General features: G+C 61.5%; 17 protein-coding genes. 10 read left to right on the top strand and 7 right to left on the bottom strand.

Going from position 1 to position 17,030, the window contains the following annotated elements; all coding sequences use genetic code 11:
* Positions 1–23: 23 nt before the first annotated feature.
* Positions 24–494, top strand: coding sequence for an Lrp/AsnC family transcriptional regulator (locus ACIQWS_RS20480; protein ID WP_223612615.1), 471 nt, complete (start codon positions 24–26; stop codon positions 492–494).
* Here ACIQWS_RS20480 and ACIQWS_RS20485 read toward each other — a convergent pair.
* The 3 genes from ACIQWS_RS20485 to greA are packed head-to-tail and all read right to left on the bottom strand — an operon-like array spanning position 491 to position 2,761.
* On the bottom strand, positions 491–1,219 hold the full coding sequence (locus ACIQWS_RS20485; protein WP_403183815.1) for a glycosyltransferase family 25 protein: 729 nt from the start codon (positions 1,217–1,219) through the stop codon (positions 491–493). The two genes, ACIQWS_RS20480 and ACIQWS_RS20485, sit on opposite strands and share 4 nt — an antisense overlap.
* Positions 1,216–2,316, bottom strand: a complete 1,101-nt coding sequence (locus ACIQWS_RS20490; protein WP_403183819.1) for a glycosyltransferase family 4 protein — start codon at positions 2,314–2,316, stop codon at positions 1,216–1,218. The genes ACIQWS_RS20485 and ACIQWS_RS20490 overlap by 4 nt, the downstream gene beginning before the upstream one ends.
* Positions 2,288–2,761, bottom strand: coding sequence for a transcription elongation factor GreA (gene greA, locus ACIQWS_RS20495; protein WP_112526015.1), 474 nt, complete (start codon positions 2,759–2,761; stop codon positions 2,288–2,290). The genes ACIQWS_RS20490 and greA overlap by 29 nt, the downstream gene beginning before the upstream one ends.
* Positions 2,762–3,049: 288 nt before the next feature.
* On the opposite strand from greA, the gene ACIQWS_RS20500 reads away from it, so the two are divergent.
* Positions 3,050–3,937, top strand: coding sequence for a DMT family transporter (locus ACIQWS_RS20500; RefSeq protein ID WP_223612612.1), 888 nt, complete (start codon positions 3,050–3,052; stop codon positions 3,935–3,937).
* Positions 3,938–4,057: 120 nt separating this feature from the next.
* Complete coding sequence (locus ACIQWS_RS20505; RefSeq protein ID WP_403183824.1) at positions 4,058–5,035, top strand: extensin family protein; 978 nt, start codon at positions 4,058–4,060, stop codon at positions 5,033–5,035.
* A 6-nt stretch (positions 5,036–5,041) separates the two neighbouring features.
* Here ACIQWS_RS20505 and ACIQWS_RS20510 read toward each other — a convergent pair whose 3' ends face one another.
* The gene (locus ACIQWS_RS20510) at positions 5,042–6,226 is read right to left on the bottom strand and encodes a low temperature requirement protein A (RefSeq protein ID WP_403183827.1); all 1,185 of its coding nucleotides are present in this window, start codon (positions 6,224–6,226) and stop codon (positions 5,042–5,044) included.
* A 197-nt stretch (positions 6,227–6,423) separates the two neighbouring features.
* Between ACIQWS_RS20510 and ACIQWS_RS20515 the strand changes: the two genes are divergently transcribed.
* Entirely contained in the window at positions 6,424–6,840 is a 417-nt protein-coding gene (locus ACIQWS_RS20515; RefSeq protein ID WP_403183830.1) for a VOC family protein, read from the top strand.
* On the opposite strand, the gene ACIQWS_RS20520 is transcribed toward ACIQWS_RS20515, so the two are convergent.
* On the bottom strand, positions 6,837–7,181 hold the full coding sequence (locus tag ACIQWS_RS20520; protein ID WP_403184206.1) for an acyl-CoA thioesterase: 345 nt from the start codon (positions 7,179–7,181) through the stop codon (positions 6,837–6,839). The two genes, ACIQWS_RS20515 and ACIQWS_RS20520, sit on opposite strands and share 4 nt — an antisense overlap.
* A gap of 226 nt (positions 7,182–7,407) precedes the next feature.
* Between ACIQWS_RS20520 and ACIQWS_RS20525 the strand changes: the two genes are divergently transcribed.
* The 4 genes from ACIQWS_RS20525 to uvrB all read left to right on the top strand — a co-directional run bounded on the left by ACIQWS_RS20525 (position 7,408) and on the right by uvrB (position 13,258).
* A complete protein-coding gene (locus tag ACIQWS_RS20525; RefSeq protein ID WP_403183833.1) occupies positions 7,408–8,604 on the top strand; it encodes a mandelate racemase/muconate lactonizing enzyme family protein in 1,197 nt (398 codons plus the stop codon).
* A gap of 140 nt (positions 8,605–8,744) precedes the next feature.
* Positions 8,745–9,914, top strand: coding sequence for an alpha/beta fold hydrolase (locus ACIQWS_RS20530; protein WP_346307430.1), 1,170 nt, complete (start codon positions 8,745–8,747; stop codon positions 9,912–9,914).
* Positions 9,915–10,053: 139 nt separating this feature from the next.
* Positions 10,054–10,311, top strand: a complete 258-nt coding sequence (locus ACIQWS_RS20535; RefSeq protein WP_223612606.1) for a SemiSWEET family sugar transporter — start codon at positions 10,054–10,056, stop codon at positions 10,309–10,311.
* Positions 10,312–10,435: 124 nt separating this feature from the next.
* Positions 10,436–13,258: an excinuclease ABC subunit UvrB gene (uvrB, locus tag ACIQWS_RS20540; protein WP_403183837.1), complete on the top strand. Its 2,823-nt coding sequence runs from the start codon at positions 10,436–10,438 to the stop codon at positions 13,256–13,258.
* Positions 13,259–13,350: 92 nt separating this feature from the next.
* Here uvrB and ACIQWS_RS20545 read toward each other — a convergent pair whose 3' ends face one another.
* Positions 13,351–13,929, bottom strand: coding sequence for a TetR/AcrR family transcriptional regulator (locus tag ACIQWS_RS20545; RefSeq protein ID WP_223612604.1), 579 nt, complete (start codon positions 13,927–13,929; stop codon positions 13,351–13,353).
* Positions 13,930–14,038: 109 nt separating this feature from the next.
* Here ACIQWS_RS20545 and ACIQWS_RS20550 point away from each other — a divergent pair, with 109 nt between their 5' ends.
* On the top strand, positions 14,039–15,343 hold the full coding sequence (locus ACIQWS_RS20550; RefSeq protein ID WP_403183840.1) for an MFS transporter: 1,305 nt from the start codon (positions 14,039–14,041) through the stop codon (positions 15,341–15,343).
* A gap of 33 nt (positions 15,344–15,376) precedes the next feature.
* On the opposite strand, the gene ACIQWS_RS20555 is transcribed toward ACIQWS_RS20550, so the two are convergent.
* Complete coding sequence (locus ACIQWS_RS20555; RefSeq protein WP_403183843.1) at positions 15,377–15,934, bottom strand: CGNR zinc finger domain-containing protein; 558 nt, start codon at positions 15,932–15,934, stop codon at positions 15,377–15,379.
* A gap of 121 nt (positions 15,935–16,055) precedes the next feature.
* Between ACIQWS_RS20555 and ACIQWS_RS20560 the strand changes: the two genes are divergently transcribed.
* Complete coding sequence (locus ACIQWS_RS20560; protein ID WP_403183845.1) at positions 16,056–16,946, top strand: alpha/beta fold hydrolase; 891 nt, start codon at positions 16,056–16,058, stop codon at positions 16,944–16,946.
* Positions 16,947–17,030 lie beyond the last annotated feature (84 nt).

Genomic DNA, 17,030 nt, shown 5'->3' on the forward strand with positions numbered 1-17,030 from the left:
TTTGACAGGGATATAATCAGACCATGCCTTTGAAGGCGGACTTGGACGAGATCGACTGGAAAATCCTGAAACAGCTTCAGGACAATGGCCGCATCACCAATGTGGAGCTTGCCGAACGTGTCGGCATATCGGCACCGCCCTGCCTGCGCCGGGTGCGCAAGCTGGAGGAAGGCGGCATCATCCAGGGCTACCGGGCCATCCTGAACGGTTCGATCCTCGGCCAGGATATCGTCGCCTTCTGCATGATCAGGCTGCACCGGCAATCGGACGCCGACCTGAAGAGCTTTGCTGAAAAAACCAACAGCTGGACCATCGTGCGCCGCGCATGGATGGTGTCGGGCGAATCCGACTTCCTCCTGCATTGCGTGGCGAGCGACATCAGCATTTTCCAGAATTTCGTCATCGAAGACCTGACGTCGACGCCGAACGTCGATTCCGTCCGCACGTCGCTGACCATCCGTGCGGTCAAGAACGAACCGCTGATGGTGCTCTAACCGCGAATTTTCGAATAGAAGAACAGCAAGACACGGTAGTACGGCCGGAGCACTTCGCGCTTCAGCTTGTCCGAAAGCGTCTTTTTGCCCTGGACGACCGTGCCGCCGAGATTGAAATCGATCTCGCGAATGGTGATGGGCCGGGCGGACAACATGCGCACGGGATGCAGCCAGCGCATCTGCAGCGTTGTGTCCACCGGCCGGTCGAACCGCTTCGTTGCTGCAAGCAGCGCAATCGCGGCATCACGGCCGATCAGCTGCATCTGCATGCCGAGGCCGGGCAATGCGGGCTGCATGACGGCATTGCCGCCCTGGCGGGCGATCTCGCCGCCCTTTTCGCCACGCGTCCAGCGCGGAAAGCGGATGTAATCGCCGGGCCTTACCGTCTCCATCGCCAGCGTCAGCTGATCGGCAAAGCCCGGATCGATATCGACATCGTCCTCGATGACCAGGCCCGCATCGAGATTGCCGTCGACAATCGCCTGCCACGCCTTGCGATGCGAGAGGAAGCAGGCGATCTCGGTGGTGCGCAACGGGAAGGGATAAGGCGGGAAATGCCGGGATGTCCGGCTGTAGACCGCTGCGATTTCGGCCTCGCTGAGCTGCTGCGCGTCGACGGCGTCGATAATCTCCGCTGCGACCGGTAGCCGCTGCATCAATGCCCTGACATGCGCGCCGCGTTTTTCAGCACGCTTGAGGTGAATGATGAACGCGGCAACCTTCATGATCCGGCCCGGTTGCTGCCCGCGAACAGGCGCTCGTAGACGGTCAGGATTTTCTCCGCTTCGTTCTGCAGCGGGAAATGTTCCCGCACATGTTCGAGCCCGGCCTTTCCGGCGTCCTCGCATTTTGCCGGATCAGCGAGATAGCGTTCGATGGCCTCTTCCAGTGCCGGCCGGTCACCCGCCGGAACAACGGTGCCCGTGGCGCGCTCCACCATCTCCGCATAGGCGCCGGCATCGCTGGTCACAACGGCGGTTTGCGAGGCCATGGCTTCCAGCGGCGTCAGGCCGAAACCTTCATTGCGCGACGGCGCGACATAGAGACTCATGCGGCGGTACCAGAGTTTCACGTCAGGCACTTCGCCCAGAAAGAGCAGGCGATCCTGCAATCCCGCCCTGGCAATCTTCTCGCGCAGCGCCTGCTCGAACCCCTTGTGTTCGGCGGTTGTCCGGCCCGTCATGACGGCCGTCCACGCGGGATAGCGTGGCAGGAGATTGATCATGGCATCGACGAAAAGATCCGTGCCCTTCGAATGGCGGATACGCCCGGAACAGCCGACAAGATATGTGCCCGGCAGGCCGGAGGCGGCAAAGGCATCCTCGGGCGTTGCCGGCGGATGGAACGTGTCCGTATCCACCCCGTGCATGATCACGGTGTGCGGCACCTGCAGATAGCTGCCGGATTTGGCGCTGGTGGCAATCACGGCGTTCATCCGCCGGATCAGCCATTTGGTGAAGGGCTTGTGGTCACGCTGCGCTGCCGAGGTAAAGAGCAGGGACAGCTTCATGCGCAGGACATGGCGCATCAGAATACCCGCAAGCATCTCGTTGTTGCGGCGGGCATGCCAGATTCGGAAGGGTCTGGTCTTTGGCCTGAACCAGAAACCGGGCAGCGAACGCCACCCGATTTTCGGCAGGGTGTCGGGAAGACCCGGTCCCATGGCCACGATTTTGACGCCGTTGGCCCGCTGCAGCGGAATGAGCTGCACGATAGTCGAGGTGACCCCGGAAAGCTTGCGCTTGAAATTCGGAGCGATCACCTCGACGTTGCTTACCGGTTCCGGCACGATATCAGGCGAACTTGAACCCGACGATTTCATACGAACGGGCGCCGCCCGGTGCATTGACCTCGATCGTGTCGCCTTCGCTCTTGCCGATCAGGGCACGGGCGATGGGTGAGGAAATGGAAATGCGGCCGGCTTTCGGATCAGCTTCCTGATCGCCGACGATCTGGTAGATCTTCTTGTCTTCCGTATCTTCGTCGATCAGCTGGACGGTGGCGCCGAACTTGATCTTGTCGCCGGACAATTTCGAGATATCGATGATTTCGGCATGCCCGATATAGCCTTCCAGCTCGCTGACGCGGCCTTCATTGTGGCTCTGGGCTTCCTTGGCGGCATGATACTCGGCGTTTTCCGAGAGGTCGCCATGGGCGCGCGCTTCCGAAATTGCCAGGATGATGCGGGGCCGCTCTTCCTGCTGGCGCCAGCGCAACTCTTCCTTGAGCTTGTCAAATCCGCCTTGAGTCATCGGGACCTTTTCCATGCCCTCTCCTTTCGCAGTCAAGTGTCAAATGCGCCCCGCCAGGGCCGCGCGACACAAAAAGAAAACGGTCACCGAAGCTCAAGACTTCGGAACCGTTCAGTCATTCGTCGTTTAATATAGCACTCTTTCCGGCGATTTCACGAAGAAAGTAGAAAATGTCGCGGATCGGCCAGTTTTCCCTGTATCGCCGGTTAGCAATGCTGCCTTCGGGGCTCTTGCAGTCCATCACGGCAATCGATAGAGCAGGTTGCGGGCAAGGGATGACCGCGGATATTCTGTGGATTCATCATGACGCAAGGCCGTGCCAATCTGTTGCTGCTTGTCGCAGGCGCCATCTGGGGCCTCGGTTTTGTTGCACAGGCGAGCGCCGTCGGCAATGTCGGCGCCTTTCTGTTCATCGGACTGCGCTTTGCCCTGGCAAGCCTCACCGTGGCGCCGCTGGCATGGCGCGAAGCACGGCTGGCGAAACATCGCCTCACCCGCCGGGATTACGGCAGTTTCATCTTCATCGGCCTGTTCCTGTCCATCGGCTCGGTTCTGCAACAGATGGGTCTTGCCACGACAACGGTCACCAATTCCGGCTTTCTCACCGGCCTCTATGTGGTGATGGTGCCGATCCTCGGCGTCATGCTGTTCTGGAGCTGGCCGAGCCCGATCGTCTGGCCCTGTGCGCTGACGGCGCTGGGCGGCATCTATCTCCTGTCGGGCGGACAGCTCAACAATCTGACGACCGGTGACTGGCTGACCATTTTGTGCGCCGTCTTCTGGGCACTGCAGATCATCTTCATCAACCGTCTCGCGCATGAAAACGGCCGGCCCTTCATGCTTTCCTTCGTGCAGTTCCTGACCTGCGCCGTGTTCGGCTTTACCCTTGCCGCGTTCATGGAACCGTTCAACTGGCCATCGGTCATGCTATCCTGGCCGGCCATCCTCTTCGGCGGCGTGTTCTCCTGCGGTATTGCCTTCACCCTGCAGGCGGTCGGCCAGCGTTATACCAGCGCACCGCAGGCCGCCATCATGCTTTCCTCTGAAGCCCTGTTCGCGGCGCTCTTCGGCGCCATCCTCCTCGGCGAGCGCATGACGGTCCACGGCATGATCGGCTGTGCGCTGATCTTCATCGCCATGATCACGGTTGAAATCGTCCCGGCCCTGCGCAACCGGACGGATGCCGCCTAGGGTGCAATTCCTGCCTTGTTGCCGACACAGGCATTACCGCCGCCGCTGACCTTTCCTTTACACTTTGGTCTTATTTTATCCATGTCTGCGCTTGGTTTCAGGCGAAAAGGATGTGGTGACATGAGTTTTGCGTTGTCGTCCGCCGTGCCCTTGCGGCGCCTTGCGACCGTCTTTGTCCTGTGCACGGCAACCGCGCTCAGCGCCTGCGGCATGGGCGATGTGCGCCGTCCGCAGGCCAATGTCGGCCATGGCGCGAGCCCTGCGGAGTCCGGCGACTATATAGCGGTGGCGCCCGCCGCGGACATGACACCCGACACAGCTGCCCCCGACAATACAATGGCTGACAATTCCCTGGCCGGTGAAGAAAACCGCATTGCCAACAATGAAGCCGACCAGCCGGTGGCGCAGGAACAGAACCTCGCCGCCGCGCAACCCGTCATGACGGAAGAGAACCACGCGCTGACCAGCCGCGAACAGAATTACGGCTATGCCGGTGGCGGTCTGCGCGACCCCATGGCGCGCAGCGAAAGCCGCTACGCCATACCCGCCGGTGAAATCGCCTGCCGGACCCAACTCAAGCAGCTTGGCGTCATCTTTCAGGAGCACGCGCCGATCAACGATGGCGGCGTGTGCCGTATCGACAACCCGCTGACGGTCAGCGGCTTCGCCAGCGGCCAGATCCGGCTGAAACCGAGTGCGACGCTGAACTGCCAGATGACTCTGGCCTTTGCCCGCTGGGTCAAGGGCGACCTGCAGCCGTCGACGCGGCTGCGCTATCTCTCCGGCGTCAACACCATTCATCAGGCCTCGAGCTATTCCTGCCGCACCATGAGCAACCGGCCGGGCGCCAACATGTCCGAACATTCCAAGGGCAATGCGCTGGATATCGCCAAGATCACCCTGAACAACGGCACCGACATCAAGGTGCAGAAGCCGGGGTTCTTCGCCTTCCGGCAGCGCGGCCTGCTCAACAATGTCCGCTCAGACGCCTGCGACTACTTCACCACGGTGCTCGGCCCCGGCTACGATATTTTCCACCGCGACCATTTCCACTTCGACCTGATGCAGCGGCGCAACGGCCATCGCGCCTGCCGCTAGCGCGTCCTACCGGTGGCCGGGTTCCTCGATCCGGCCGACATATTCCCAGATCGTCACCACGATCAGGATCAGGCTGGTTGCAGCACCGAGCACGAGCGGCGAGAGCGCACCGCCCGCAAAGGCCAGAACGGCGCACAGGACCAGTCCCGCCATATGCGAAAGCGGTGGCCTGCCCTCCACATAGCCCTTGAACAACAGGTTGCCGATGAGATAGAGCGCCGTTCCGCCGATCGAGGTCCAGAGCACCGAGGGCGCGGAATGGCCGAGTGGATGCGCCAGCACCAGTTCATCGGAAACGGCCACCACGATGATGCCCGCCACCAGCAGCACATGGATATAGGTATAGGCGACGCGGGCGATGCGGCCGGGATCATCGGTCGAGGCGATCTTGTGGTGCGCGCGCAGTTGCCCGACATTGAAATAGATCAGCCACATGGCCACCGAAGCGACGAAGGTCGTCAGGAAGGCCGAGAACGCAATGAAGGTCCATTCCTGCTCGGCGAATGTCGCGCCGGATACAAGGATGGATTCGCCGAGCGCAATGATGATGAACAGCGCGGCGCGCTCGGCCATGTGGTCGCCGTCCACATCCCAGTCCGCCGTCGTCGAGGCGCCAAGGCCGGGGGTGCGGAAGCCCAGCGCCGGACCCGCCAGCTCGATCAGCAGCGCAACCAGCCAGAAAAACACCCGGTTTTCCGGATCGGCCAGCCCGCCGCTGATCCAGAACACGGCGGAAACGCCAAGCCAGACCGAGATGCGCACGAAGTTCAGGTAGTTGGAGCGGTTGTGGTGGCGCATCGCCCACATGACGAAGAGCGAGCGGCCCAGCTGCATGGTGACGAAAGCCAGGGCAAAAACCAGCCCGCGGCCGGCAAAGGCCGTGGGTATGGACGTTGACAGCACCAGCCCCGCCAGCATCAGCACGAACAGCATCGCCCGGACCGGCGGCGTCGTCGGATCGAGCCAGTTGGTCACCCACGCCGTGTAGACCCACACCCACCAGACTGCCGCGAGCAGCAGAGCGCTTTCGCCAAGCCCCTTGAGGCTGAGGTCATGCAGCAGGAAGTGCGAAATCTGGGTGACGGCAAAGACGAAGACGAGATCGAAGAACAATTCGACGAAATCGACCTTCGCGCTGTCGCTCCCGCCCCGTATACGCGCGTAATTCCGGATTGCCCCAGACAGTGCCATGCATCGCCCTCCAACATCAGACCCTGAAAAACGCTGCCTGATTAATGCCGCCAATCCAAGCCTTTTACGATCTTAACCACAGGATGGTGCGTGTATCCCGCAAGCGGGCGTGTGAAGACTACTGACAAAACGCCCTTGTCATCGTCATGCCGACTGCCTCTAATGCCGCAAATCACCACCATTGGGAAAGGCTTACCATGCGCTTCACGGACCGCTATCCGATCATCGTCACCGAGAAAAAAGAGGCTTGCCGCGATTTCTGGATACGGCATCTCGGCTTCACCAGCGGTTTTGACAGCACATGGTTCTGCTGGCTCGCAGGCGAAGACCATACGGCCTCCATCGCCTTCATGACGCCGGACCATCCTTCGGCGCCGCCCGGCCCGGAAAGCTTTGGCGGCAAGGGCATGTGTTTCGAGCTGCAGGTGGATGACGCGGCGGCGGCTTTCGAAAAGGTCACCGCGAGCGGATTGCAGGTGGAATATCCGTTGACCGACGAGCCTTTCGGCCAGCGCCGTTTCGGTTTTCACGATCCGTCGGGCCTGTGGATCGACATTGTCGAGCAGAGCGAACCGCAGGCCGGTTTCTGGGACAAGTATATGATCGGTGGTTAGGCCTTGGCTTCCGGCGGCACCGGCGTCGGCTTGCCCGACGTATCAAGCGCCACCATGACGAAATCCGCATGGGTTACCCGCTCCATCAGGTCGGAGAGGTAGCGTTGTGCCCATGCTTCCACCTTCAGCGTGATGGAGGTGCGCCCGACATGTTCGATATGCGTGTAGACGCACAGCGTATCGCCGATCTTGACCGGCTTGGCGAAGGCCATTTCCTTCACCGCCGCCGTCACCACCCGGCCGCGCGCCCGTTCCGCCGCGCGGATACCGCAGGACAAGTCCATCTGTGCCATGACCCAGCCGCCAAAAATATCGCCGGCCGCATTGGCATCCGCAGGCATGGCAAGCGTGCGCAGGGTCAGTTCGCCGATCGGCTTGGTTTCTTCACTCACGTCCGGTCTCCATAGGCATGTGCATGTGGGCTTATGATGCAGTGCAATAGAGGCAATGGAAAGACCTTCCGTGCAAGAACTGTCAGAAAGCCGACATGCGGGGTCGTTGCACGGTTTTTGACATGCGCGCCCTCTCCCTTAGGGTCGGGCGGACAGTGAACCACCGGAGCAGGCCATGAAAATCACCGATATAAAAACCTTCGTCGTCGGCAACCCGCCGCCATCGTTTGGAGGCACGTGGTTCATCTTCGTCAAGCTCACCACCGATTCGGGTGTTGTCGGCTACGGCGAGGCCTATAATTCGACGGTCAGCCCGCAGGTGATGCGCAGGGTGATCGAGGATGTCGCCGAGCGCTGGCTGATCGGCCAGGACCCGCACCACATCGAGCGGTTTTTCCGCCGCGCCTATTCCGGCGGCTTCACCCAGCGTCCTGACGTAACCATCATGGGCGCCGTATCGGCGCTGGAAATGGCCTGCTGGGATATCATCGGCAAGGAAGCCGACAAGCCCGTCTACGAACTGCTGGGCGGGCGGGTGCATGAGCGGCTGCGCAGCTACACCTATCTCTATCCCAAACCCGAGCTGGGCGAGACTTCGGCGATCTACTGGAATGCCGAAGCCTCGGCGGAGCGCGCCGCGGAATATGTGGCGCAGGGCTATACCGCCGTGAAATTCGATCCGGTCGCGCCCTACACCTCCTTCGACCCGCGCCAGCTTTCACTCGAAGAACTCGATCTCGGCGAAAAATTTGTCCGTCTGGTGCGCGAGGCTGTCGGCTCCAAGGCGGATATCCTGTTCGGCACCCATGGCCAGATGACACCGACCAGCGCCGTGCGGCTGGCCAGACGGCTCGAACCCTACGATCCCTTGTGGTTCGAAGAACCTGTCCCGCCTGATATGCCGGAGAACATGGCCTATGTGCAGCAGCACACCACGATCCCGGTGGCGACGGGCGAACGCCTCGCCACGAAATATGAGTTTCAGCGGGTGCTGGTGAACCGCGCCGCCAATATCCTGCAGATGGATCTGGGGCGTGTCGGCGGCATCCTGGAAGCCAAGAAGATCGCCGGCATGGCTGAAACGTTTCATGCGCAGATCGCCCCGCATCTCTATTGCGGACCGATCGTCGGCGCAGCCAATATACAGCTTTCCACCTGCAGCCCGAATTTCCTCATTCTCGAATGCATCCAGGCCTTTGGCGGGTTCCATGCCAAGCTGCTCAAGACGCCGCTTCAATGGGAAAACGGCTATGTCATCCCGCCGACGGCGCCGGGCCTCGGCGTCGAACTCGACGAAGCGGTGGCCGAAGCCCATGCCTATGACGGCCACGAGCTGCATCTGAACATGGGCCGCGACCCACTGATCGTCTGACCGCAGCAGCACCCGGTTGTTGAAAAATTGTCACGCCGGCGGCCGTTCGGCGTGCCTGCCGCCGGCCGGGCGGTGCTTTTAAGTTGCAGTGCGGCCGAAATACTGGTTCTAACTTCCGGAGTGCTGTCCGGAGTGTGTTCATGACCGTATCCCGCTTGTCGGCCTTTCTGCTCGTCATGCTTGTGCTGACAGGGTGCGGTGGTCGTGCTGTGCTGGGTCTCACGTCCCAACATGTCGTCAAGGCCAATGCGGCGGTGCCCGCGCCGGTGCTGAACGACAAGACCGGACCCAAGGCCGTCATTCCGATTTTCGTCGCGACCAGCCGCGAGCGGTCGGACAATCTCTCCCTGCCCTATTCGGCCAAGCGCTCCCCAACCCTCAATTTTGCCCGCGTCGATGTCGGCATCCCGCCGAACCACAAGCGCGGCGAAGTGGAAAAGAGCAGCAGCAAACCCAATCCGGCCCGGGATTTTGCCGCAACGGCGTTCCAGCCCTATGGCAGCAAGCAGGTCTTCGTCGAGAAGATCAACGCGGAACTGGCCAAACGTCCCGCCAACCAGCGCGAGCTGTTTGTTTTCGTCCACGGCTACAACAACAATTTTGCCGACAGCGTCTTCCGGCAGGCGCAGTTCGCCTATGATTACGGTCTTCCCGCCGTTTCCGTCCACTATTCCTGGCCGTCGGCGGGTTCACTCGGCCTTTACGTCTATGACCGCGACAGCGCCACCTATGGCCGCGACGGTCTTGCCGAACTTCTGCAACTGGCCGCGGCGACCAAGGCGACGAAAATCCTGCTGGTCGGCCATTCCATGGGCTCGTTCGTGGTCATGGAAGCCCTGAGCCAACTGGCGCAGACCGGCCATCGCGACGTGTTCCGCCGCCTGTCAGGCGTCATGCTGGCGGCGCCGGACATCGATATCGACGTGTTCCAGGGACAGGTCCGGGATATCGGCGAACTGCCAAAACCCTTTACGGTGCTGGTTTCCCGCGCCGACAGTGCCCTGAGCGTGTCAGGACGGATTACCGGCGGCCACCCGCGCGTCGGCGACGGCTCCAGCATCGCCGTGCTGCAGAAACTCGGCATCGTCGTCCTCGATGCGTCCGACCTCGACGGCGGGTCGCATGGGGTATTCGCAAGCTCGCCGACGCTGATGAACATGGTGCGCAGCGGGCAATTGTCGCAGAAAGTGCTGTCCGGTGATGAGACACCCGCCGGGCAGTCCGTTCTCGCCGATGGCACCTCCGTCATAACAGGCGCAGCGTCGCTTGTGATCTATCTTCCCGCCCGGCTTCTCGGCGCCGTTCAGTAGGCCGGCGGCGGGAGACACGAAACCAACAATCCGCGACATAAATTTTTATCGCGGATTGTTGGTTAAGTCATGATTCCGCTGTATTTTTTTGAAGAATTCGCTCATATATCAATTCTCTCTTTTTCTGAAAGATCGGTCCGTGCCTCTCCATATCGAGCTCGTTGGCAGTCTTGCTGCCTTGATCACCACCCTGTGCTGGGTTCCGCAGATCATCAAGATCGTTCGGCACCGGGAAACCGGCAGCATTTCGCTCATCAGCAATGCTTCGCTGGCACTTGGCGTGTTGCTCTGGCTGTTCTACGGGATCATGATCAGTTCCTGGCCGGTCATCGCGGCAAACGCCACGACGCTGCTGCTGATCCTGACCATTCTCGGCCTCAAGCTGCGCTACGGCTGATACCCCGCAACAGGACGCACCCTGACAATCCTCCTGACAACCTTATGTCAGGAGCCTGCCGCTTCCGGCGACTTTTGCGGACTTGGCTCTTTCCATTTTGCCGGACTCCCACCATATTCAGCCCATGGTTAAATCTCCTGACAAATATAACGCGGATGGTTTCGGCGAAGCGCCGCAATCGGAACTGGAAGGCACACCGCTCTCCGGCTCGATCAGCGATTGGGCCAAGCAGATTTCCGAGGAAACGGCCAAGCCGCAGCCCAAGGTGACGAAGCCGAAGAAGGCAGCCGCCAAGCCAACCAGCAGTTCCAGGACCTCGCGCGGCACCTCCATCGGCGGATCGAGCGATCCGAAGACGCGCGCGGCGGCCGGACTGAACCCGGTCGCCGGCCTGGATATTGCGCTTGAAGACACCGCCAACCTGCCCGCAGGCGGCGCCACCGCCACCGTTGCCGCGCTCTCCGCCCTGATCGAAAGCGGCAATCCGCTGTTCAAGAACGGCACGGCCTGGCAACCGCACCGCCCTGCCCGCCCTTCGAAATCCGAAGGCGGCATCGCCATCCGCATGGAAACGGATTTCCAGCCCTCCGGCGACCAGCCGACGGCCATCCGCGATCTCGTCTCCGGCATTGCCGATGACGACAAGACACAGGTGCTTTTGGGTGTTACCGGTTCGGGCAAGACCTTCACCATGGCCAAGGTCATCGAGGAAACCCAGCGCCCGGCGCTGATCCTCGCGCCCAACAAGACGCTGGCGGCGCAGCTCTACGGCGAGTTCAAATCCTTCTTCCCCAACAATGCGGTCGAGTATTTCGTTTCCTATTACGATTACTACCAGCCGGAAGCCTATGTGCCGCGCTCGGATACCTTCATCGAGAAGGAATCGTCGATCAACGAGCAGATCGACCGGATGCGCCACTCGGCCACCCGCTCGCTCCTGGAACGCGATGACGTGATCATCGTCGCCTCCGTCTCCTGTATCTACGGTATCGGCTCGGTCGAAACCTATACGGCCATGACCTTCGAGATGAAGATCGGCGACCGGCTCGACCAGCGGGCACTGCTCGCCGATCTGGTGGCGCAGCAGTACAAGCGGCGCGAGATGGATTTCACCCGTGGTTCGTTCCGGGTGCGCGGCGACACGATCGAACTGTTCCCGGCCCACCTTGAGGACCGGGCCTGGCGCATTTCCATGTTCGGCGACGAGATCGAGACGATCACGGAATTTGACCCGCTGACGGGCCAGAAGACCGGCGATCTCAGCCAGGTGAAGATTTACGCGAACTCGCACTATGTGACGCCGCGCCCGACGCTGAACCAAGCGATCAAGTCGATCAAGGAAGAGCTGAAGCACCGGCTGGTGGAACTCAACCAGGCAGGACGCCTGCTCGAAGCGCAGCGGCTGGAGCAGCGCTGCACCTTTGATCTCGAAATGCTCGAGGCGACCGGTTCCTGCGCCGGCATCGAGAACTATTCGCGTTATCTCACCGGCCGCAAGCCGGGCGAGCCGCCGCCCACGCTGTTCGAATATATCCCCGACAATGCGCTTGTTTTCATCGACGAAAGCCATGTGACCGTTCCGCAGATCGGCGCGATGTACAAGGGCGACTTCAGGCGCAAGGCAACGCTGGCCGAGTACGGCTTCCGCCTGCCCTCGTGCATGGACAACCGGCCGCTGCGTTTCGAGGAATGGGACGCGATGCGCCCGCAGACCGTTGCGGTTTCGGCGACCCCGAGCAATTGGGAAATGGAAGAAGCCGGCGGCGTGTTCGCCGAGCAGGTCATCCGGCCGACCGGCCTGATCGATCCGCCGGTCGAGGTGCGTCCGGCCAAATCGCAGGTCGACGACGTTCTCGGCGAAATCCGCGAGACATCGGCAAAGGGCTACCGCACGCTGGTCACCGTCCTGACCAAACGCATGGCGGAAGATCTGACGGAATATCTGCACGAACAGGGCATCCGCGTGCGCTACATGCACTCGGACATCGACACGCTCGAGCGTATCGAAATCCTGCGTGACCTGCGGCTCGGCGCCTTCGACGTGCTCGTCGGCATCAACCTGCTGCGCGAGGGCCTGGACATTCCCGAATGCGGGTTCGTCGCCATTCTCGATGCGGACAAGGAAGGATTCCTGCGATCCGAGACATCGCTGATCCAGACGATTGGCCGCGCCGCCCGCAACGTCGACGGCAAGGTTGTTCTTTATGCCGACCACGTGACCGGTTCGATGGAACGGGCCATGGCCGAAACCAGCCGCCGCCGTGAAAAGCAGGAGGCTTACAACACGGCCAACGGGATCACGCCCGCCAGCATCAAGAAGAACATCGGCGATATCCTCAACAGCGTTTACGAGCGCGATCACGTCCGGGCGGATATTTCAGGCTTTGCCGAGTCCGGCGCGATGATGGGCAACAACCTCAAATCGCACCTCGAACATCTGGAAAAGCAGATGCGCGAAGCCGCCGACGATCTCGACTTCGAAGTGGCGGCACGGCTGCGCGACGAAATCAAGCGGCTGCGCGAGACGGAGCTGGCCATATCGGACGACCCGATGGCGCGCGAAGTGGAACTGGAAAGCCCGGTCAGCGGCCGCACCAAGGGCCGGCACAATGCCGGACGCGCCATGCACCGCGTGGTCACCGACGAGAACAGCGATCCGAACTCGCCGCTGTTCCGCAAGCCGCATCTCGATGAGATGGGCGGCGATTCCACCCGGCCGCTCGGCGGTGGACAATTCCGCAAGAACACGCTGGATGAGATGACTGTTGGCCGGACAGAGAAGCCGGTACGCGGCGCCGTGCCGGAAAAACCGGCACTTCCCGGTGCAACCAACCGGAACGACGATGCCATTATTCGCCGCGAGCGCAGCGGCATCGGCTCCTATGAGGACGCAAACGATGCGCGCAAGAAGCGCCGCCCGGGCAAGACGGGACGTCCGGGGCGGTAGATCAGAATACTCACCCCCCTCTGGGCTGCCGCCCATCTCCCCCCTTGTGGGGGAGATGTCCGGCAGGACAGAGGGGGGTGTAAATCCCATCCCTACTCCGCGTCCTTGCCGAACACAGCCGCACCGACCCGTTTGATCTCCCGGGCGAAATCAGGATCATCCACGGCGCGCGCCAGCACCACGGTGCCCACCAGCCCCGCCATGATGGCGATGGCCTTTTCACGCTGCCGGGCTTTGCTGCGGCCGGTCACGGCGTTGACGAGAATATCAAGAAGCGCCTTGGTGCCCTCGGTGAAGCGCGAACGGACGGGACCGCCGCGCCGCGCGATATCCGGCGCCAATGCTGCCATCATGCAGCCGCTCATCTGTCCCTCGCCATGGGCATCACCCGCCAGATAGGATTGGGTGATCGCGCCCAGTGCATCGTCGGGCGAGGCCTCGGACAGGCTGGTCCACCGCCGGACCGACAAAGCCATGGCCGCCGCGCAGGCCTCGGCGATCAGGTCATCCTTCGAATTGAAATGACCATAGAAACCGCCATGGGTGAGCCCCGCGCTTTTCATCACATCGGCGACGCCGATGCCGTCAAAACCCTTTTCGCGGAACTGCTGTCCGGCGATCTCGATGATCCGGGCGCGGTTCTGTGCTGCCTGGTCCCTGCTGACGCGCATGAAACAATCCTTCAAAAAAACTGCATTGACAATTTATATGATGACCGTCATCAATAGTCAATATGATGACCATCATCTAAAAGCCGATTACCCTCCAGGGAACACGAACATGATTTCATCGCCTCTCGCTGCCGCGCTCGCCCGGCGCAATATCCACTATGGCTGGGTCGTCGTATCCGTCACCTTCCTCACCATGCTTGTCACGGCGGCAGCGGTCGGTGCTCCCGGTGTGCTCATCGTGCCGCTGGAAAAGGAATTCGGCTGGACGACGGAACAGATCGCCACCGCCTTTTCCATCCGGCTGCTGCTGTTCGGGCTGATGGGGCCATTCGCTGCGGCGTTCATGAACTATTTCGGCGTACGGAAGGTCGTGTGTGTGGCGCTTGCGTTGATCGCGGGCGGCTCCTTCCTGTCCCTCGGCATGACGCAGATCTGGCAGCTCATCCTGCTGTGGGGCGTGGTGATCGGCTTCGGCACCGGCCTGACCGCCATGGTGCTTGGTGCGACTGTTGCCACCCGCTGGTTCACCGACCGGCGCGGGCTGGTGCTGGGCATGCTCACGGCAAGCTCGGCGACCGGACAGCTGGCCTTCATGCCGCTCATGGCCTCCATCAGTGAAAACTACGGCTGGCGCGCGGCGACCATGATGGTCTGCGCCCTGCTCGCCGTCGCAGCCGTCGCGGTCTTCCTGCTGATGCGGGACCGCCCGTCCGATGTCGGCCTGCCCGCCTATGGCGAGAAGGACGTGGCCAAGACCGCACCGATTGCCGGCGGCCTGCTGTCGCTCATCATCCTGCCGCTGGCAACCCTCAAGGAAATATCGCGCACCAGCACGTTCTGGGTGCTGTTTGCCACCTTCTACATCTGCGGCGCCAGCACCAACGGGCTCATCCAGACCCACTTCGTCGCGCTCTGCGGTGATTACGGGCTTGCGGCCGTCACCGCCGCCAGCGTGCTGGCCATGATGGGTTTCTTCGATTTCTTCGGCACGATCGGCTCCGGCTGGTTGTCCGATCGGGTCGACAACCGCTGGCTGCTGTTCTGGTACTATGGCCTGCGCGGCGCCTCGCTGCTGTTCCTGCCCTACAGCAATTTTTCGATCTACGGTCTGTCACTGTTCGCCATGTTCTACGGTCTCGACTGGATCGCCACAGTGCCGCCGACGGTCAAGCTGGCAACGGACCGTTTCGGCCGTGAAAAGGCCGGCATGGTGTTCGGCTGGGTCTTTGCCGGTCATCAGCTCGGCGCCGCATCGGCAGCCTATGGCGGCGGTTTTGCCCGCACGGAATATGCAAGTTATCTCCCCGCCTTCTTCACCGCCGGTATCCTGTGCCTGATCGCCGCGCTGCTGGCGCTGACCATCCGCAAGAGCAGCAAGGACGACCGCGTCGGCGAACCCGCCATCGCGCATTAAGCCGCAAGGCTTCTGCGACTCGAGCAGTAAAGACTACTGTACAACGCGCGCGCGGCGACCGGCGGCTTTGGCCCGGTTGCCGCACGTTTCCATGCTGCACCAGCGGCGCGTGTGATTCTTGCTGGTGTCGTAGAACACGATGCAGCAGCGCTCATTGCTGCAGTGGCGGACATTCGTCGCTTCGGTGGAAACAAACCGGGCAAAGTCAGTGGCGATTGCAGCCAATACGCTTTGCGGCCCGCTGGTGACAGGCTTTGCGCTGGTCGCCCATCCGCTCTCTGAATTCTCCAGAACCGTTGCAACCGGATGTTCCGCCATGCGCCGGTTGATATCGGCGACAAAGGCAGGATTGAGCGCCGTCCCGGCCGCGAGACTGTCCGCCGCCGCGCGCAAGTGCGCGCGGAACGTCTGCGCCTCGGTCAAGGCCGCGTCGAACGTGGCCGTATCGTCCTCATCAGCCTGAAGATCGGCCGTCTTCGCCCACTGCAGAAACGCACCGTCATTGCCGATGAGATCGATGAGCGCGCCATCGATGATCTGCGTGTTGACGAAATCCAGCCAGAGGGCATTGCCCAGAAAAATGAACGGCATCGCATGTCCTTTCGCCCCTAGAAGTAACCATCAAAATTCAATTTGACAAGTTACTCCATTTGAGTAACCATCAAAATGCAATTTAGACGGTGAAGCCACCCATCCAACAGGAGCAGGAACGATGTCACAATCGAACGAACACGCACGCCCGGTGATCAGCTACCGGACCGAGGAGATCGACGGTCTCAAGATTTTCTACCGCGAAGCCGGGCCGAAGGACGCGCCGACGCTGCTCCTGCTGCACGGCTTTCCCACCTCGTCGCATATGTTCCGCGATCTCATTCCGCTGCTGGCCGACCGCTACCACGTTGTCGCGCCGGACTATCCCGGCTCGGGCTATAGCGACGCCCCGTCCCACACGGCGTTCCGCTATACGTTCGATCATCTCGCCGACATCATCGACGCATTCACCCGGAAGCTTGGCCTCAAGCGCTACGCCCTTTACGCGCAGGATTTCGGCGGCCCCGTCGGTTTCCGCCTCGCCTCACGCCATCCCGAACGGGTGACGGCGATTGTCGTGCAGAACGCCGTGGCGCATGAAGAAGGCCTGTCGGACGGCTTTGCCGCCGCGCGCCGCCTGTGGGCCGACCGCAATGCGGAGACGGAGGCCGTCATGCGCCGCCACCTCTCGATCGAGGACACAAGGGGCCAATACCTGTTCGGCGCGAAAGATCCGGCCCGCATCAGCCCCGATGCCTGGACCCACGCGCAGAACGGCCTCGACCGTCCCGGCATTGCCGAGGCCCAGCTCGACCTGCTCCATGATTACCAGTCAAACCTCAAGCAGTACCCGCATTTCCACGCCTATTTCCGCGAGCATCAGCCGCCCATGCTGATCACCTGGGGCAAGCATGATCCCTTCTTCGCGCTTGCCGGGGCCAGGGCCTATGCCGGACAACTGCCCAATGCTGAGCTGCATATTTTCGATGGCGGGCATTTTCTTCTGGAAGATCATGCCGAAGAAGTCGCCGTGCTGATGCGGGAGTTTCTTGGGCGTACAGTGAGCGCCTGATCCCAGAAAAAGTGTTGCGTGGTTCGACAAGCTCACCATGAGGGAGGTGGTTTGGTGCAAGGCAAATCATAACCGCTGCAGACT

Origin of the sequence: Phyllobacterium sp. NPDC097923 (assembly GCF_044760925.1) — a bacterium.
GTDB classification, from domain to species: domain Bacteria; phylum Pseudomonadota; class Alphaproteobacteria; order Rhizobiales; family Rhizobiaceae; genus Phyllobacterium; species Phyllobacterium calauticae.

What these genes read in the sequence shown, in the direction of transcription:
- ACIQWS_RS20505 (WP_403183824.1), top strand. Translation starts at nt 4,058, where the DNA reads ATGAGTTTTGCGTTGTCGTCCGCCGTGCCCTTGCGGCGCCTTGCGACC.
- ACIQWS_RS20545 (WP_223612604.1), bottom strand. Translation starts at nt 13,929, where the DNA reads ATGCGCGTCAGCAGGGACCAGGCAGCACAGAACCGCGCCCGGATCATC.
- ACIQWS_RS20560 (WP_403183845.1), top strand. Translation starts at nt 16,056, where the DNA reads ATGTCACAATCGAACGAACACGCACGCCCGGTGATCAGCTACCGGACC.
- ACIQWS_RS20485 (WP_403183815.1), bottom strand. Translation starts at nt 1,219, where the DNA reads ATGAAGGTTGCCGCGTTCATCATTCACCTCAAGCGTGCTGAAAAACGC.
- ACIQWS_RS20530 (WP_346307430.1), top strand. Translation starts at nt 8,745, where the DNA reads ATGACCGTATCCCGCTTGTCGGCCTTTCTGCTCGTCATGCTTGTGCTG.
- ACIQWS_RS20510 (WP_403183827.1), bottom strand. Translation starts at nt 6,226, where the DNA reads ATGGCACTGTCTGGGGCAATCCGGAATTACGCGCGTATACGGGGCGGG.
- ACIQWS_RS20520 (WP_403184206.1), bottom strand. Translation starts at nt 7,181, where the DNA reads ATGCCTGCGGATGCCAATGCGGCCGGCGATATTTTTGGCGGCTGGGTC.
- ACIQWS_RS20555 (WP_403183843.1), bottom strand. Translation starts at nt 15,934, where the DNA reads ATGCCGTTCATTTTTCTGGGCAATGCCCTCTGGCTGGATTTCGTCAAC.
- ACIQWS_RS20550 (WP_403183840.1), top strand. Translation starts at nt 14,039, where the DNA reads ATGATTTCATCGCCTCTCGCTGCCGCGCTCGCCCGGCGCAATATCCAC.
- greA (WP_112526015.1), bottom strand. Translation starts at nt 2,761, where the DNA reads ATGGAAAAGGTCCCGATGACTCAAGGCGGATTTGACAAGCTCAAGGAA.
- ACIQWS_RS20490 (WP_403183819.1), bottom strand. Translation starts at nt 2,316, where the DNA reads ATGAAATCGTCGGGTTCAAGTTCGCCTGATATCGTGCCGGAACCGGTA.
- ACIQWS_RS20525 (WP_403183833.1), top strand. Translation starts at nt 7,408, where the DNA reads ATGAAAATCACCGATATAAAAACCTTCGTCGTCGGCAACCCGCCGCCA.
- ACIQWS_RS20515 (WP_403183830.1), top strand. Translation starts at nt 6,424, where the DNA reads ATGCGCTTCACGGACCGCTATCCGATCATCGTCACCGAGAAAAAAGAG.
- uvrB (WP_403183837.1), top strand. Translation starts at nt 10,436, where the DNA reads ATGGTTAAATCTCCTGACAAATATAACGCGGATGGTTTCGGCGAAGCG.
- ACIQWS_RS20480 (WP_223612615.1), top strand. Translation starts at nt 24, where the DNA reads ATGCCTTTGAAGGCGGACTTGGACGAGATCGACTGGAAAATCCTGAAA.
- ACIQWS_RS20500 (WP_223612612.1), top strand. Translation starts at nt 3,050, where the DNA reads ATGACGCAAGGCCGTGCCAATCTGTTGCTGCTTGTCGCAGGCGCCATC.